Genomic DNA, 16,784 nt, shown 5'->3' with positions numbered 1-16,784 from the left:
ATTTACATGACAAGTTAGAATTACGATAACGGTATGATTGATCAAATAAAGGAGAAGCGATATGAAACTCGAGAAAAAATCGCCTTATGGGCTTAATAACGTAAGTGCTTTACTTAATGACGTTTCAATGAATGATGATCAATTAATTCATGTTGGTGAGAAGATGAGTAATGATGCCAACATGGAAGCCATGCGGAATTTCAAAGCTAGAAAGCGGGACATTAAACCAATTTTGACTGAGCGTGATTCACTGCTACTTAGTGGACTTCTAGGATTAAAACGAGAACGAATGGCCAAAAATCCATTTTCTTTTTATCGGGGAAGCGTTGAGCTAATGAATCATGATTTAGGTACCATTCCCATGAGTGATATCAATCTGTTGATTGCGGGTGATGCTCACCTTGGCAACTTTGGTTTTTATGGTTCTCCAGAGCATCAACTTTTGTTCGATTTAAATGATTTTGACGAATCTCACGTAGGTCACTTTGAAGATGACTTATTACGTTTTCTAGTAAGTGCTTTATTGGTCGCGAAGCAACAAGGATTTGACATCACAAATGAAGTTAATCCGTTTTTAAGGGATGTCTTGGAGGCTTATCGTAGTGCCTTGGTCAGGATGACGGAGATTCCAGCCATGGATAAACTGACATTGCCTAATTCCATCAGAAATATTTCTAAGATTTTTGGTACATTAAAAGACGGTGAGAAGCATTTTAAAAAATCGTTTCAAAAAATTACCGCTAAGAGTATTAACAAGGCCCTTAGAAGTACTTCTGACTACGCTGTGGAAAAGTATACAACCGTTCTTAAAAACGGGGAACGGCGCTTTATTGATAATGAACCGGTTACGGTTCACATTGGGAAAAAAGATTATCAAAAAATTAGTGATGGACTCGATCGTTACTACAATCATACTAAAAGTGATATCCGTTTCTTTCTCTCTAACTTCCAGATCGTTGATATTGTAAGACACAGTGTGGGAGTGGGAAGTGTTGGCACTCTTTGCTTTTTAGTTTTACTAGAGGACGCTAACAATAATTACTTGGTTTTGCAGATTAAGCAAGCCCTTCCAATTTATAAAAACAATGTTATTGGTATGAACAAAAATGATTCATTGGGTGAAAATATTGTTGATTGTCAGCTGATTCTTCAAACTGCCTCGGATCCGTTTTTAGGGTGGTTTAATACTAGTAATAAGAGTTACTACGTTCGTCAGTTTAAAGATATGAAGGGTTCCGTAAATCTTAATAAGTTGGATTTAGACGCTTTTAAGGATTACGTGTTAGTTTGTGTGATTTTACTTGCACGAGCACACAGTCAATCACCAACATTTCCAATGATTATCGGTTACCTAAAAAATAGTGACAAAGTCAAAAAGTCATTCATTGAGTTCGCTAATGAATACATGAAACAAGTTGAGATTGATTATGATACGTTTATTAAGGATTTGAAATAACATGAAGAGAAATGAAGAGTACGTTGACTCATGCTATAACCGAGATTTGAGTTGGACTTTATTTAATCGAAGAGTGATTAATTTAGCGACTGAATCGTTCACTCCGTTTTTGGAAAAGCTGAAGTTTTTAGCAATTGGGTCAAATAATTTAGATGAGTTTTATAGTGTCAGGGTTCCAAGCGTTCAAGGGCAAATGGAGCTTAGTGATAATGGGATTGAAAAGAAGTCTGGACTTCACTATAGCCAGATCCTGGATCAGATTCATGATCGTAATGATGAAAATTTTAAGATCCAATACAATGATTACGATAAATTAAATCAAGAATTAAAGGAGAGAGATGTTTGTTCGATTGAGTCTTATGCAGACCTTAATGACAAACAAAAGGATCAAGTCAATCAATACTTTATTAAGAAGATTCAACCATCACTTTCCTTTAAAGAGTTTGATGAAAATTATGATTTAAAGTTTCTTTCTAACAAGCAAATTGCGATTGGCGTCTTAGTCAAAGGTGATGATAAAAAAGTCATTCGGATTATTCCCATTCCTTCTAAGTTTAACCGCTTGCTTTCGGTTAAATCGAACGGGATTGATACGTATATCTTACTTGAAGATTTGATTAATCATAACCTCAAGCGTCTCTTTAATGGAAAAGAAATTACTGGAACGGTCGTCTTTAGAGTCACGAGAGACCTTGATGCCACCTTAGATGTTGAAAAAGAGGATAATAATTTTGAAACAATTTCTAGGATGCGTCAGTATCTTGTTGACCGGGAAAAAGGAAAGGTAACCCGATTTGAAGTTGAGGAATTTGATGGTAATACTGACGATGATTTCTTAAATGATTTTATTGACAAGTTTAAGATTGAAAAGAATGCTATTTTTAAGATTCCTGGTCCGGTTGATTTAACTTATCTATTTGAGATCGTCAGTAAGTATTCGTCTGATTATCCAGAATATTGTTACGCAAAATTTAATCCTCGAACTTGGCCGACTTCCGCCTCAATCCTTTCGTACTTGGATCAAAAGGATCTACTTATCCAATATCCATATGATTCGTTTAGTCAGTTTTTGCAGTTCTTAAAAGAAGCGGTCGAAAATCCTAAAACAGTTGCGATTAAACAAACCCTGTATCGGGTTTCAAAACACTCTGAAGTGGTTGATTTACTAGCAAAAGCCGCTCAAAAGGGAATTAAAACCACCGTTGTGGTTGAATTAAGAGCTCGTTTTGATGAAAAGAACAACTTGAAAGTAACTGAAAAACTGAAGAATGCTGGTGTTCATGTTATTTTTGGAAAAAAAGACATGAAAGTTCACAGTAAAACTTGTTTGGTGTTAACAAAAGAGGGCAATCACCCCAAGGGCTATATCCAGGTTGGAACGGGAAACTACAACATGCAAACTGCGAAGGGATTTGTTGATCTCAGTTTCTTTACCAGTAAGGATGATTATGTTCAAGACCTATCAAAATTTTTCGATTACTTGCAAGCTCCAGATGCCGCTCAACCCAGTTATCAGGTTTTATCAGCTTCTCCCCATCAAATTCAAGATCAAGTGATTGATGGGATCCAGGAAGTTAAAGAAAGTTATTTAAGAACCGGCAAAGGAGCAGTCTTTTTAAAGATTAACTCGTTGACTGATGTAGAAGTGATTTCAGCCATTTATGATGCGGCCAGAGTGGGTGTACCATTTAGGCTCGTTGTTAGAGGAGCTTGCTGTCTTAAACTTGGAATTTGCGGGAAAAAAGAAAAAATCGTGGTTTCAAGCATTGTTGGTGAGTTTTTGGAACATAGTCGAATTTATGGATTCTTCACTCAGGATGATTCTAAATTGTGGATATCTTCTGCTGATTTAATGACAAGAAACATGGATAACCGTGTCGAGCTAGCGGCGCCAATTCTTGATCCAAAACTAAAACAACAGCTTTTAAACATCATCGACATTTACGCTCAAGATGATGTGGATGGGAGTTTTTTAAAGCCTGATGGTGAGTACTTTAAATTCAAGCATCCCAAAGGGAAGTCCGCCCAACAGACCTTCTTAAAGATTATCGATGATCCCAAATTAAATAATAAAAAGCACGTTTCTAAACGTCATGACATTCGGATTAACGTTAAAAACGATTCCAAATTAAAAAACGAGTGGCTTTATGTTTCGATTCTAGTCGTTACGATTATCGTAGTAGTGGGCGTGCTATTGTGGTGGTGAAAATAACCAGATGTTTCTGGTTATTTTTTTATTTTTCTTTTCCAAAATCGGATACTTCTGGTATAATAATATATGTTCGCTGATGAATGTGAACGTTTAATGCTTATATGCACCTATAGCGCAATTGGATAGAGTGTCTGACTACGAATCAGAAGGTTGTAGGTTCGACTCCTACTAGGTGCATTCATCGGGAAGTAGCTCAGCTTGGTAGAGCACCTGGTTTGGGACCAGGGGGTCGCAGGTTCGAATCCTGTCTTCCCGATTTTTATATACTTTTTAATATTTAAGCATCGGGAAATAGCTCAGCTTGGTAGAGCGCCACGTTCGGGACGTGGAGGTCGCAAGTTCGAATCTTGTTTTCCCGATTTTTTTATTACCTTGGTTTCCAAGAGTATTTACTTGGAATTTACAAATCTTCTTTGTATAATAATAGTCAACATTAGTCAGAGATGAGATGAGTTTATGGCAAGCCGTAATATATCGGACATTATTGAAGATTATTTGAAGGATATGCTAGGTGATAATGATCAAGAACGAGTCGAAATTCGTCGATCAGACATTGCCAATCATTTTGACGTGGTGCCCTCGCAAATTAACTATGTAATTAAAACACGTTTTACGTTGCGTAATGGTTATTTAGTTGAGAGCAAACGTGGTGGTGGTGGTTACATCAGGATTGAAAAAATCAACTTAATGGATAATTCGGATGTCCTAGACAGTTTGATTGATTCAATTGGTGATGAAATTTCCGAAAAGGATGAAGAATCAATTTTAACCACCTTATATGCTAATGGAGTCATTACCGAGAAAGAGGAGAACATGATTGCTGCTATTTTAAAGAAAGAGGCAATTAGGCTCCCTGATCAAGCAATGGAATATCAGGTTAGAGCGAGTGTTTTAGAGGCTTTACTTTACCGGCTTAAATATGAGTGTTAGTTTGATTATGGATTATGATTTAAAGAGAAATGAAGGGAGATTTGCATATGCATAATTTATTTACCCCTAGTGCAAAAAACGTTTTGGTAATTGCCCAAGAACAAGCTAAGAGTTTCCAGCACCAAGCTGTTGGAACCGAACACATGTTACTGGCACTTACCATTGAGAAGAATGGGATTGCTTATCAAACTCTCCAACAACTTGCCGTCAGCGAGGCGGACGTTAGAGAAGAAATTGAGCAGTTGGCTGGATACGGTAATTTAAAGGTCGATGGAAACACGTATCTGCCGTATTCTCCAAAGATGAAAGAAATTTTAGCTTTAGCTGGAAAGATTGCCAAGCAGTATGGATCAACTAAAGTGGGTACTGAGCACATTTTGCTAGCTTTAACTAGTGATGATGCGATGCTCTCTTCAAGAATTTTGACTAACTTGGGAGTTAGCCCAGAACAAGTCCGAAAAGTAACGATCCGAAAGATGGGGGTTGCAGATACTAATATGGCTTCTGAAAACAATTCGAATGGTGAGTCAGAACAAAGCGAAACTCCAACTTTAGATTCGCTGGCACGTGATTTGACTAAAGCTGCTCGAGATAATCAGCTCGATCCAGTGGTTGGACGCACCGCTGAAGTTCGCCGTGTCATCCAGGTTTTAAGCCGAAGAACTAAAAATAATCCAGTTTTAATTGGTGAACCCGGTGTTGGCAAGACTGCCATTGCTGAAGGTTTAGCGGAAAAAATTGTGAATAAATCTGTTCCGGCGGATATGCAAAATAAGCGGGTAATGGAATTAGACATGGGATCACTGGTTGCTGGCACTAAGTATCGTGGCCAATTTGAAGATCGTTTAAAGAAGGTCTTAAAGGAAGTCGAAGATAGTGGCAATGTCATTCTCTTTATTGATGAGTTGCATACCTTGATTGGTGCTGGTGGAACTGAGGGATCAGTTGATGCTTCAAATATTTTAAAGCCATCTCTTGCTCGTGGTCAGGTTCAAGTTATTGGTGCTACTACCTTAGATGAATATCAGAAGTACATTGAATCTGATGAAGCATTAGAACGTCGTTTTGCAACGGTTGAAGTTGAAGAACCAAGTAAGGATGAATCACGTAAGATTCTTAAGGGATTACGTCCCAAATACGAAGAACACCATCACGTTCAAATCACCGATGATGCCATTAATGCAGCCGTTGATTTATCTAGTCGTTACATTAGTGATCGTTACCTTCCTGACAAAGCAATTGACTTGATGGATGAAGGTGCAGCTAAAGTTAGACTGGATTCAACTGGAAAAGATGACAAGTTAGCAAGCGCTGAATCAAAACTTAGTTCCGTTAAAAATGATAAGGACAAAGCCATTGAGGAACAGCGCTTTGAAGATGCGGTTTCAATTCGTAAGCAAGAACAAAAGTTACAAAAAGAGATTGCTGATTTAACCCAAAAACAGCGCATTAAAGAAAATGACGCTAACAAGACCCATAATTATCAATTAAAAGAAAATTCTGAAGATATTGCTCAAATTGTTTCTGAATGGACCGGGATTCCCGTTACTCATTTGAAACAGTCTGACAAGAAGCGTTTGGTAAACTTGGAAAAGATTTTACACGAACGAGTTGTGGGACAAGATGAAGCTGTTTCGGCAGTTGCAAGAGCAATTCGTCGGGCACGAAGTGGACTTAAAGATCCCAATCGTCCCATTGGATCGTTCATGTTTCTTGGGCCAACTGGAGTTGGTAAAACTGAACTTGTCAAAGATTTGGCAAAAGCAATGTTTGGCTCAGAAGATGACATGATCAGAGTTGACATGAGTGAATTCATGGAGAAGTATTCAACTAGCCGAATGGTCGGTTCTGCACCTGGTTACGTTGGCTACGATGAAGGTGGTCAACTGACCGAAAAAGTTCGAAAGCATCCATATTCAGTTGTTTTACTTGATGAAGTTGAAAAGGCTCATCCTGACGTCTTTAACTTGCTACTTCAAGTTCTAGATGATGGGTACTTAACTGATGCCAAGGGCCGAAAAGTAGACTTTCGAAATACTGTCATCATTATGACTTCCAACATTGGTGCTACAGAGCTGCAATACAAGAACACCGTTGGATTTGCCGCTGAAAAATCCGGTAATGATGATAACTACGATGCTATGAAGGCCACGATTCAAGAACAGTTGAAGAAATTCTTTAAACCAGAATTCTTGAACCGAATTGATGATACGGTGATCTTCCATTCCTTGACTAAGTCGGAATTACACCGAATCGTTAAGTTAATGTCACAAGAACTGATTGATCGTGCCAATGGATTGGGTTACAAAGTTAGAATGACTCCAGCTGCCATTGATTTAGTTGCTGAAGTTGGCTACAATCCAACTTATGGTGCAAGACCTATTCGAAGAGCTTTACAGGATAAGGTTGAAGATCCACTGAGTGAAGACTTACTAGCGGGTAAGTTCAAACCTGGTGATCAGATTACGATCGGTGCGCATAAAAACAAGATTACGATTAATAGACGTGAAGTTAAGAATCCCAAAGAAGAAATTCTAAGTAAATAACGTTAAAACTCACAGTGAAATTTTACTGTGAGTTTTTGTGCATATTGATTGACTTTTACTTTGATTCTTTGTATTATGTGTAGAGTATGTAACTGGGAATTGAAATGAGTCGTTGCGATCTATTGTCCGTGATGGCGTTTATAAGAACCAAAAGTAAGATTTAGATCTTATTTTTGGATTTTTTTTGCTCAAAAACCAGAAATATGGCTTTTTGTAACAGAAATGTAACATTTCTTTTTCGTGGAATTTTAGGGAGAGGTGAATAACTTGGCAGGACACATTGTAAAGTATGGAAAACACAGAACCCGTAGAAGTTATTCCAGAATTAAGAAGGTATTGGATCTTCCAAATTTGATTGAGATTCAAACTAATTCTTATAACTGGTTCTTAGACGAAGGTTTGCGTCAAATGTTTAAAGATATTATGCCAATTGAGGATTTTCAGGGAAAGCTTTCACTAGATTTCGTTGATTATAAACTATTGGAACCTAAGTACACGGTTGATGAAGCACGTGCTCATGAGGCAAATTATTCAGCCCCATTACACGTCACTCTCAAGTTAACCAACCATGAAACCGGTGAGATTAAGACTCAAGATGTTTTCTTTGGTGACTTTCCACTTATGACTGACCAAGGAACTTTCATCATTAACGGTGCAGAACGTGTTATCGTTTCTCAATTAGTGCGATCACCAGGTGTTTATTACCATAAAGATCTGGACAAAAATGGTCGTGAAATTTACAGTTCAACTGTGATTCCTAACCGTGGTGCTTGGATGGAATTTGAGACTGATGCAAAGAATATCTCATACGTTCGAATTGATCGTACTAGAAAGATTCCCTTGACTGAATTAGTTCGTGCCCTTGGTTTTGGCTCAGATGATGAAATTACTGAGATTTTTGGAAATACTAATGATAGTCTCTCACTTACCCTTGAAAAAGACGTCCATAAGGATGCAGATGATTCTCGTGTTGAAGAATCATTAAAGGATATTTACGAACGCTTGCGTCCGGGTGAACCAAAGACAGCTGAGTCAGCAAGAAACTTGTTAACCCAAAGATTCTTTGATCCAAAACGTTACGACATGGCACCAGTTGGTCGTTACAAGACAAACCAAAAATTGAGCATGAAGACTCGTTTAATGGGATTAGCTTTGGCCGAAACCCTTGCTGACCCAGATACTGGTGAAATCATTGCTAACAAAGGTGATGTGATTGACAAAGAATTGATGGAAAAGTTGAAGCCGTACTTGGCTAACAAAGATTTTAAGGCTTACACCTTTAATCCTTCCGATCAAGCTGTCGTAACTGATCCAGTTACTGTTCAAGTAATTAAAGTATATTCAAATACAGATCCAGACAAAGTCGTTCCTGTAATTGGTAATGACAATATTGATCTGGACTATAAACACATTACCCCAGCGGACATCTTGGCTGAAATCAATTACTTCTTGGATCTTCAAGAGGGAATTGGATCTGTTGATGATATTGACCACTTGGGGAACCGTCGTGTTCGATCAGTTGGTGAATTACTTCAAAACCAATTCCGAATTGGTCTTTCACGGATGGAACGAGTTGTTAGAGAAAGAATGTCCATTCAGGATGCTTCAACGGTAACGCCACAACAACTAATTAATATTAGACCAGTGGTGGCCTCTGTTAAAGAATTCTTTGGTTCATCACAGCTTTCACAATTCATGGATCAAACGAACCCGTTAGGTGAATTGACCCATAAACGTCGATTATCTGCTTTAGGACCTGGTGGTATTACTAGAGACCGTGCTGGATATGAAGTTCGTGATGTTAACTACACTCACTATGGTCGAATTTGTCCAATTGAAACTCCCGAAGGTCCTAACATTGGATTGATTAACTCACTTTCAAGTTATGCTCGGGTTAACAAGTATGGATTTATCGAAACCCCATACCGTCGTGTTGATTGGACTACTCATAAGGTTACCGACAAGATTGATTACCTAACTGCTAATGATGAAGATAAATACGTGATTGCGCAGGCGAACTCTCCATTAAATGAAGACGCAACCTTTCAAGACGATCAAGTTATGGCACGTGATAAGTCCCAATACGTTGAAACTAATTCAAAGAACGTTGACTACATGGACGTTTCACCAAAGCAAGTTGTTGCGGTGGCAACGGCATGTATTCCGTTCCTAGAAAATGATGACTCAAACCGGGCCCTAATGGGTGCTAACATGCAGCGTCAGGCTGTTCCTTTGATCAGACCACACGCACCACTTGTGGGAACTGGGATGGAATATCAAGCTGCTCATGATTCTGGAGTTGCTAAGATTGCTAAGTATCCTGGAACCGTTGAATATGTTGATGCAAGAGAAATTCGGGTAAGACGTGATAATGGCACTTTAGATACGTACAAATTGATGAAATTTATGCGTTCTAACGGTGGTAAAAACTATAACCAAACTCCAATTGTAAAAATTGGAGATCATGTTGATGCCGATGAAATTATCGCTGATGGCCCAGCAATGGAAAATGGTGAATTGGCCTTAGGTCAAAACCCAACCGTTGCCTTTATGACATGGCAGGGTTATAACTTTGAAGATGCCATTGCCATTTCCGAACGACTAGTTAAAGATGATGCTTACACTTCAATTCATATTGAAGAGTATGAGTCAGAAACTAGAGATACCAAACTGGGACCTGAAGAAATGACTAGAGAAATTCCTAACGTTGGTGAAGATGCACTAAAGGATCTTGACGAAGATGGAATTATTAGAGTCGGTGCCGAAGTTCATGACAACGATATTTTGGTTGGTAAGGTAACCCCTAAGGGTGTTACTGAATTATCTTCTGAAGAGCGACTACTTCACGCTATCTTTGGTGAAAAGGCTCGAGAAGTTCGTGACACGTCACTTCGAGTACCTCATGGTGCCGGTGGAATTGTTCAAGACGTTAAAGTCTTTACTAGGGAAAACGGCGATGAATTAAAGCCCGGTGTAAACAAGATGGTTCGAGTTTACATTGCCCAGAAACGTAAACTTCAAGTTGGAGATAAGATGGCTGGAAAACATGGTAATAAAGGTACTGTTTCCGTCATTATTCCTGAAGAAGACATGCCATATATGCCAGATGGTACCCCAATCGACATCTTATTGAGCCCCATGGGTGTTCCATCACGGATGAACATTGGACAGGTGCTTGAATTGCATCTTGGAATGGCTGCTAAGAAGCTTGGAATTCACGTTGCCACCCCAGTCTTTGATGGTGCTCGTAGTGAAGATATTACCGACGCTTTAAAGGAAGCTGGTATGCCAGCTGATGGTAAGACGGTTCTGTATGATGGTAGAACCGGTGAACCATTTGACAAACGAATTGCTGTTGGAGTTATGGGTTACTTGAAACTTAACCATATGGCTGAAGACAAGATTCATGCAAGAGCCATTGGACCTTACTCACTAGTTACGCAACAACCACTTGGTGGTAAAGCTCAGTTTGGTGGACAGCGTTTTGGTGAAATGGAAGTTTGGGCTCTTGAAGCTTATGGTGCCGCACACACCCTCCAAGAAATCTTGACTTACAAGTCAGATGATGTTGTCGGACGGGTTAAGACCTACGAAGCAATTGTCAAAGGTGATCCAATTCCTAAACCAGGTGTTCCTGAGTCATTCCGAGTATTAGTTAAAGAATTACAAGCATTGGGACTGGACATGAAGGTTCTCGATGCCGAAAACAAACAAATTGATTTGCGTGACATGGACGATGACGAAGACGTTGTTAACGTGAACGCATTGAGTAAGTTTGCTCAAAAACAAGATGATAAAAATGAGAAGGATAAAGAAAAGAAAGATGAAAATGAGAAACAAACCCCAACTTCATCTGATGCCGACTCAAAAAATGATACAAATGACGACAATAAATAATAAAGGAGGGTACGCCAATGGTTGATGTTAATAAATTCAAAAGTATGCAAATTGGTTTAGCTTCACCTGAGACCATTCGTAGTTGGTCATATGGAGAAGTTAAAAAACCAGAAACGATTAACTATCGAACTTTAAAGCCTGAAAAGGATGGATTGTTTGATGAAAGAATTTTTGGTCCAACTAAGGACTGGAAATGTGCCTGTGGAAAATACAAGGGTGTCAGATATAAGGGCATCGTTTGTGATCGCTGTGGTGTTGAAGTCACTCGTTCAAAAGTTAGACGTGAACGAATGGGACACATCGAATTAGCAGCTCCTGTAACCCACATTTGGTATTTCAAGGGAATCCCTAGTCGAATGGGACTAGTTCTTGACATGAGTCCACGGGCTCTTGAAGAAATCATCTACTTTGCTTCATACGTTGTTACCGATCCAGGTAACACACCAATGGAGAAGAAGCAGTTGCTTTCAGAACAAGAATACCGTGACAAAAAGCGTGAATACGGCAATCGTTTCCACGCTGAAATTGGTGCGGAAGCTATCAGAACTTTATTAAACGACGTTGACATCGATAAAGAAGTCAAAGAGTTAAAAGATACGCTTAAGAAAGCAACGGGACAAAAGCGAACTCGTGCCGTTCGTCGTCTAGATATTCTTGAGGCCTTTGCTACTTCTGGCAATCAGTTGTCATGGATGGTAATGGATGCAATTCCAGTTATGCCGCCTGACTTGCGACCAATGGTTCAACTTGAAGGTGGTCGTTTTGCTACTTCTGATTTAAATGATTTATATCGTCGGGTTATTAACCGAAATAACCGATTAAAACGATTGTTAGACCTGAACGCTCCTGGCATTATTGTTCAAAACGAAAAGAGAATGCTCCAGGAAGCTGTCGACGCTTTGATTGATAATGGTCGTCGTGGTCGTCCTGTTGCAGGACCTGGTAACCGTCCCCTTAAATCACTTTCTCACCTATTAAAGGGTAAACAAGGTCGATTCAGACAGAACTTGTTAGGTAAGCGTGTTGATTATTCTGGTCGTTCAGTTATTGACGTTGGTCCTAATTTAAAACTAAGTCAGATGGGTCTTCCAGTATCAATGGCATTGGAATTATTTAAACCCTTCATTATGCATGCGCTAGTTAAACGTGGTCTAGCTTCTAACATTAAAAACGCTAAACGTCAGATCGAACGTCAAGACGACGCTGTCTTTGAAGTTCTCCCTGATGTCATTAAGGAACATCCAGTTCTTTTGAACCGTGCTCCTACTTTGCATCGACTTGGAATTCAGGCTTTTGAACCAGTTTTGGTTAGTGGGAAATCAATGCGTTTGCATCCATTAGTTTGTGCTGCGTATAATGCTGACTTTGATGGTGACCAAATGGCCATTCACGTTCCACTATCTGATGAGGCTCAAGCTGAATCAAGATTATTGATGGCTGCTGCTGGACACATTTTGGCTCCTAAAGATGGTAAACCAGTTGTTACTCCTTCACAGGATATGGTTATTGGTAACTACTATTTAACCCTTGAAGAAGCAGGGGCTGAAGGTGAAGGAATGGTATTCAACGATCCTGATGAAGTTGAATTAGCTTACCGTGATGGAAAGGTTCATTGGCATACCAGAATTGGTATTCCAGCGAGCGCCTTCCCAGACAAACCGTTTACTGACGATCAAAAAGATAAGATTTTAGTAACGACGGTTGGAAAGGTTATTTTCAATGGGATTCTTCCAAAGAAATTTACCTATTTGAACGAACCAACTTCAACTAACTTGCACGGATACGTTCCTGACAAGTATTTCTTGAAGCCTGGTGAAGACATTCATGAACACTTGAAGAACGCTGAATTGGTTAAACCGTTTAAGAAGGGCTTTTTAAGTGACATCATTGCTGAAGTTTACAGTCAATACCAAGTTACTGAAACTTCAGAACTGCTTGATCGAATCAAAGATTTAGGTAATGATAAATCAACTAAATCTGGTTTGACTGTTGGTATCTCTGACATTACTGATTTAAAGGAAAAGCCAGAAATTGTTGCTAACGCCCATAAGAAAGTTGATACCATCACTAAACAATTCCGTCGTGGTTTAATTACTAACCAAGAACGTTATGAACGAGTTGTTAGTGTTTGGAATGATGCCAAAGACGAAATTCAAAACAAATTAATGAAAAACTTCGATCCCCAGAACCCAATCTTTATGATGAGTGACTCTGGTGCTCGTGGTAACATTTCGAACTTTACTCAGTTAGCTGGGATGCGTGGTTTGATGGCTTCACCTAATGGTGAAATCATGGAACTTCCAATTACCTCTAACTTTAAAGAAGGACTTTCAGTCTTGGAAATGTTCATTTCAACCCACGGTGCTCGTAAGGGTATGACCGATACGGCACTTAAGACTGCTAACTCTGGTTACTTGACTCGTCGACTTGTTGATGTTGCCCAAGATGTCATTGTTAGAGAAGAAGACTGTGGAACTGACCGTGGTCTTGTTGTTCGTGCCATTACCGAAGGGGACGAAATGATCGAACCATTGTATGACCGAATCCTTGGTCGTAACGCAATGAAGACCGTTAAGAACCCTAAGACTGGTAAAGTGATTGTTAAAAAGAATGAAATGATCGATGAAGACGTTGCTCAAGAAATTGTGGACGCTGGAATTGATTCAGTTGAAATTCGTTCCGCCTTCACATGTAATACTGCTCATGGTGTTTGTGAGAAGTGTTATGGTCGAAACCTTGCTACTGGTGACGAAGTTGAGGTTGGTGAAGCTGTTGGTACCATTGCGGCCCAATCAATTGGTGAACCAGGTACTCAGTTAACTCTTCGTACTTTCCATACCGGTGGTGTTGCAAGTAGTTCAGATATTACCCAAGGACTTCCTCGTGTTCAGGAAATTATGGAAGCACGTAATCCTAAAGGTAAGGCAATCATCAGTGAAGTTACTGGTACGGTTGAATTAATTGAAGAAGATCCTGCTGAAGGTATCAAGGAAGTTACCATTAAAGGGAAGTCCGATACTCGTAAATATAAGGTTCCAATTAAGGCCCGAATGAAGGTTTCAGAAGGCGATCAGGTTCGTCGTGGTGATGCTTTGAACGAAGGTTCAATTGATCCTAAGGAATTGCTTAAAGTTCGAGATGTTTTGTCAACTGAAACTTACTTGTTAACTGCGGTTCAAGAAGTTTATAGAAGACAGGGTGTTGAAGTTAACGATAAGCATGCCGAGATCATGGTAAGACAGATGTTGCGTAAGGTTCGTGTTATGGACCCAGGTGACACTGACATCCTCCCTGGTACTTTGATGGATATTGATGATTTCAAGGATCGTAATAAGGATGCTGTGATTAGTGGTAAAACACCCGCAACGGCCCGTCCGGTATTACTTGGAATTACTAAGGCTGCACTTGAGACTAACAGTTTCTTGTCTGCTGCATCATTCCAGGAAACCACTCGTGTTCTTACTGATGCCGCAATTCGTGGTAAAGTTGATCCATTAGTTGGTTTGAAGGAAAATGTTATCATTGGTAAGTTATTACCTGCTGGTACTGGTGTTGGGAAATATGAAAACATTGAACCAGAAGAAGAGGGTAAGACTGATACCAAGGGTGTTACTTCATTAAGTGATGTCGAAAAAGAAATGCAACAAAAAGATTCAAGTAAAAACTAGTTATTAAACTAAAAAGGGAGTTCATCATTGATGAACTCCCTTTTTGATACATATTAATCAATCTTTTTTAAAACTTACTTCATTATTATCAAGGGATGAAATACGAGCAAGCGATTCTAAGTGGATTCCATGATCCTTGATCCACTTAGCGCCCGGTTGAAATGATTTTTCAATTACAATGCCGACTCCAACTAGATTGGCTTGAGCTGCTTCAACGATCTTAATCATCCCTTTAGTGGCTTCGCCATTTGCTAAGAAATCATCAATGATTAAGACGTTATCGTCAGGTGAAAGGAATTTTTTCTCAATAAAAATGCGGTTAGTTTTTTGTTTGGTGTATGAATATACGTCAGCCGAATAGGCTGCATCGTTTAAAGTTGATGGCTTTTTCTTTCGCGCAAAAACGACGGGAACACCCAATACTAAGCCAGTCATAACGGCTGGAGCAATTCCCGATGATTCAACCGTGATGACTTTAGTAATATTATCGTTTGAGAAGCGTTTGACGAATTCTTTGCCAACTTCGTACATCAAATTAGGATCAATTTGATGATTTAAAAACGAGTTGACCTTTAAAATATTTCCAGGAAGGACTTGGCCTTTATTTTTGATTGCTTCTTCTAATTCTTTCATGATTACTCTCCCATTTAAAAAGACCCTAATATAGAAGTTTAGGGTCTTTTTTCCTAATAGTTTGGAATTATGGTTCCAAGTAGAGACTGTCGACCCATTACGACTATATATTAGAGCTTCACTTATTACGTTAATCATAATTTAATTTCTAACTTTAAGCAAACCAAATTAATATAATTAGAGTGGCAATGTAAATGAATGGAATAAAAGCAATCGCACGTTTTTTAAATAAGATGGCATAAATGATCGCTATGATTGACCCGGTTAAAACGACTAGATTGGTAACCGTAATTCCGTATGCAATTAAAAGGATTAAGAAGAGATCCAAATCCCCGTTGCCAATGAAATGGAAGTAATGATTTATTATTATCAATATTAAATATCCAATAATATAAATTCCAGTCATCTTTGTTGGAGGATTAGAAATTATAAGAGCTATCATTACTGCAATCAGTGAATATGCCGTAGGAAAATGGTAGGTTAACAAATCAAAAGCTGCCATAACCTGCATGACTAAAAGTAGCAATAAATTTTCGATGTTATCCAAACAAACAGGTGGAAATATAGTAAAAGCGGTGGCTCCGGTTACTTCAAAATACAGTAAATAAAGTGGTAATCGAGTTGAACATGTCCGACACCTTCCGAATTGAATCATGTAACTCACAATCGGGATGAGTTCGTACCACTTTAGAAACTTGCCACAGTTACTACACTTAGAATGACCGAAGACAAAGTTTTCGTGCGTAATGGTTCGATCAACCATAACGTTTATAAAAGATCCAACAATGCTACCTACAATAAACCAATAAATGATCATCAACAAAACCTCCACCAAAAAGTACGGAAATTAATTGAAGTCTTGTTGACACGTCTTTTTCTACGTGGTATTCTACTTATTGTGCTTATAAACAACTAAGCGATTTTTTTAACTTCAAAAAAGAACCGCCTGGATGTGTGGACTTAAAAAATATATTATATTAGGAAAGGGAGGACTTTTTAGATGCCTACAATTAACCAATTGGTTCGTAAAGGTCGTAAATCTAGAACTTCTAAATCAAAATCCCCAGCTTTAGGCTTCGGATATAACAGTTACAAAAAGAAAAACACACAGAACCCTGCACCTCAGAAACGTGGAGTTGCAACTCGTGTTGGTACTATGACTCCTAAAAAGCCTAACTCAGCTTTACGTAAGTATGCTCGTGTTAGACTTTCTAACTTGATTGAAGTTACTGCATACATTCCCGGAATTGGACATAATTTGCAAGAACATAGTGTTGTTTTAATTCGTGGTGGACGTGTTAAGGATTTGCCTGGTGTTAGATATCATGTTGTTCGTGGTGCATTAGATACTGCGGGTGTAAGTGATCGTCGCCAAGGTCGTTCTAAATACGGTACTAAGAAACCTAAGGAATAGACAATTAATTAAGTTATTATTGAGGAGG

The 16,784-nt window shown here is 38.9% G+C and carries 9 protein-coding genes, 3 tRNA genes and 1 riboswitch; of the genes, 10 read left to right on the top strand and 2 right to left on the bottom strand.

Annotated features, from left to right (window positions below):
• Positions 1-61 precede the first annotated feature (61 nt).
• The 9 genes from AC6UD6_RS00450 to rpoC all read left to right on the top strand — a co-directional run bounded on the left by AC6UD6_RS00450 (position 62) and on the right by rpoC (position 14,709).
• Positions 62-1,456 (top strand): DUF2252 domain-containing protein, encoded by a 1,395-nt coding sequence (locus tag AC6UD6_RS00450; protein WP_500693533.1) that lies wholly within the window; start codon positions 62-64, stop codon positions 1,454-1,456.
• Position 1,457: 1 nt separating this feature from the next.
• Positions 1,458-3,662, top strand: a complete 2,205-nt coding sequence (gene ppk1, locus AC6UD6_RS00445; protein WP_500695234.1) for a polyphosphate kinase 1 — start codon at positions 1,458-1,460, stop codon at positions 3,660-3,662.
• Between the two features lie 109 nt (positions 3,663-3,771).
• Positions 3,772-3,845: transfer RNA gene (locus AC6UD6_RS00440), tRNA-Arg, on the top strand.
• A 5-nt stretch (positions 3,846-3,850) separates the two neighbouring features.
• Positions 3,851-3,924, top strand: a tRNA-Pro gene (locus AC6UD6_RS00435).
• 29 nt (positions 3,925-3,953) lie between these two features.
• Positions 3,954-4,027, top strand: a tRNA-Pro gene (locus tag AC6UD6_RS00430).
• A gap of 97 nt (positions 4,028-4,124) precedes the next feature.
• On the top strand, positions 4,125-4,598 hold the full coding sequence (locus AC6UD6_RS00425) for a CtsR family transcriptional regulator (RefSeq protein WP_500693535.1): 474 nt from the start codon (positions 4,125-4,127) through the stop codon (positions 4,596-4,598).
• A gap of 47 nt (positions 4,599-4,645) precedes the next feature.
• Positions 4,646-7,144 (top strand): ATP-dependent Clp protease ATP-binding subunit, encoded by a 2,499-nt coding sequence (locus AC6UD6_RS00420; RefSeq protein ID WP_500695233.1) that lies wholly within the window; start codon positions 4,646-4,648, stop codon positions 7,142-7,144.
• Positions 7,145-7,402: 258 nt separating this feature from the next.
• On the top strand, positions 7,403-11,041 hold the full coding sequence (gene rpoB / locus AC6UD6_RS00415; protein ID WP_500695232.1) for a DNA-directed RNA polymerase subunit beta: 3,639 nt from the start codon (positions 7,403-7,405) through the stop codon (positions 11,039-11,041).
• Between the two features lie 17 nt (positions 11,042-11,058).
• Positions 11,059-14,709 carry a DNA-directed RNA polymerase subunit beta' gene (rpoC, locus tag AC6UD6_RS00410; protein ID WP_500693538.1) on the top strand — a complete coding sequence of 1,217 codons (3,651 nt, stop codon included), beginning with the start codon at positions 11,059-11,061 and terminating at the stop codon, positions 14,707-14,709.
• Positions 14,710-14,766: 57 nt separating this feature from the next.
• Here rpoC and AC6UD6_RS00405 read toward each other — a convergent pair whose 3' ends face one another.
• Both AC6UD6_RS00405 and AC6UD6_RS00400 read right to left on the bottom strand, forming a co-directional pair.
• Positions 14,767-15,342 (bottom strand): xanthine phosphoribosyltransferase, encoded by a 576-nt coding sequence (locus tag AC6UD6_RS00405; protein WP_500693539.1) that lies wholly within the window; start codon positions 15,340-15,342, stop codon positions 14,767-14,769.
• Between the two features lie 37 nt (positions 15,343-15,379).
• Positions 15,380-15,475: riboswitch (purine riboswitch) on the bottom strand.
• Between the two features lie 21 nt (positions 15,476-15,496).
• A complete protein-coding gene (locus AC6UD6_RS00400) occupies positions 15,497-16,159 on the bottom strand; it encodes a prepilin peptidase (protein ID WP_500695231.1) in 663 nt (220 codons plus the stop codon).
• Between the two features lie 183 nt (positions 16,160-16,342).
• Here AC6UD6_RS00400 and rpsL point away from each other — a divergent pair, with 183 nt between their 5' ends.
• Positions 16,343-16,756, top strand: coding sequence for a 30S ribosomal protein S12 (rpsL, locus tag AC6UD6_RS00395; RefSeq protein WP_010022704.1), 414 nt, complete (start codon positions 16,343-16,345; stop codon positions 16,754-16,756).
• Positions 16,757-16,784 lie beyond the last annotated feature (28 nt).

It is taken from the genome of Fructilactobacillus sp. X8R2C1, from assembly GCF_059900955.1.
This window is presented reverse-complemented; position numbering and strand designations above follow the sequence as displayed.